Genomic DNA, 1198 nt, shown 5'->3' with positions numbered 1-1198 from the left:
TTGACCTTCCCCCACGCAGGTCTACCAAGAATTAGTTAGCATGAAGGGCAAAGGAGCCCCTCATGAGGAAGTCCCGATTCACTGAAGCGCAGATCATCGCCATTTTGAAGGAAGCCGAAGCGGGTATTGCAGCGGCAGAGCTTTGCCGCAAGCACGGCATCTCGGATGCAACCTTCTACAACTGGCGAAACAAGTTCGGCGGCATGGATGCGTCCGAAGCCAAGCGGCTTAAGCAACTTGAAGAAGAGAATGCTCGACTCAAGCGTCTGGTCGCCAACCAGGCGTTGGATATCGACATGCTCAAGGAAGTGCTGGGAAAAAACTGACTCGGCCCGCAGCACGGTGTGCCGCAGCAAGGCAGTTGATCGAACGGCACGGCATCTCCGAGCGGCGGGCCTGCGGGCTTGTGATGGTGACGCGCAAGACCTTCCGGCGAGTACCTACGCCGGACGAGGATGTGGAGCTTCGGCAGCGGCTATGTGAGCTGGCTGAGCAACGTCGTCGCTTTGGTTCGCCGCGGTTGCACGTGCTGCTGCAACGTGAAGGTTGGCGGGTCAATCACAAGCGCGTCGAACGGGTTTACCGGGAAGCCGGGCTATCCCTGCGGCTACGCCGTCGGCGCAAGCGGCCAAGCCACCTGCGTGTGGTGCAGCCGCCTCCCAGCGGACCGAACCAGCGCTGGTCCATGGATTTCGTGGCCGATACGCTCTGGCATGGGCGTCGGATCAGAACGTTGACCGTCATCGACACCTGGAATCGGGAAGCAGTCTGGATCGAGGTGGATCACTCGCTATCGGGTAAACGCGTTGCGCGGGTGCTGGATGGGCTGAGAAGCCTGGGTAGGTTACCCAGCCAGATCCAGGTGGACAATGGATCGGAGTTCACCAGTAAGGCATTGGATGAATGGGCTTACGAACATGGTGTCCGGTTGCAGTTCATTCGGCCAGGCAAGCCGGTGGACAATGCCCATATAGAAAGCTTCAACGGCCGGTTCCGAGAGGAGTGTTTGAATCAGCATACCTTCCGAAACCTGCACGATGCGCAAGAGAAGATCGAGGCATGGCGTCTCGATTACAACGCGGCCCGACCACATAGTGCGCTGGGCTATTTGACCCCGGAGGAATACCGGGAGAGACATCAACCCCCAACCGCTCAGATTGCTAATTTATGAGTGGTAGACCGATTGGGGGAAGGTCAG

The 1198-nt window shown here is 58.4% G+C and carries 1 protein-coding gene; it reads left to right on the top strand.

The features are described 5' to 3' along the window. The first annotated feature begins 62 nt into the window (after positions 1–62). Positions 63–1171, top strand: a protein-coding gene (locus tag V7714_RS20545; RefSeq protein ID WP_335711403.1) for an IS3 family transposase whose coding sequence is annotated in 2 segments (ribosomal slippage) — positions 63–312 and positions 312–1171 — 1110 coding nt in all. Because the reading frame shifts where the segments join, the coding sequence is not laid out codon by codon here. Positions 1172–1198: the final 27 nt, after the last annotated feature.

Origin of the sequence: Chitinimonas sp. JJ19, assembly GCF_036961565.1 — a bacterium.
GTDB lineage: Bacteria > Pseudomonadota > Gammaproteobacteria > Burkholderiales > Chitinimonadaceae > Chitinimonas.
This window is presented reverse-complemented; position numbering and strand designations above follow the sequence as displayed.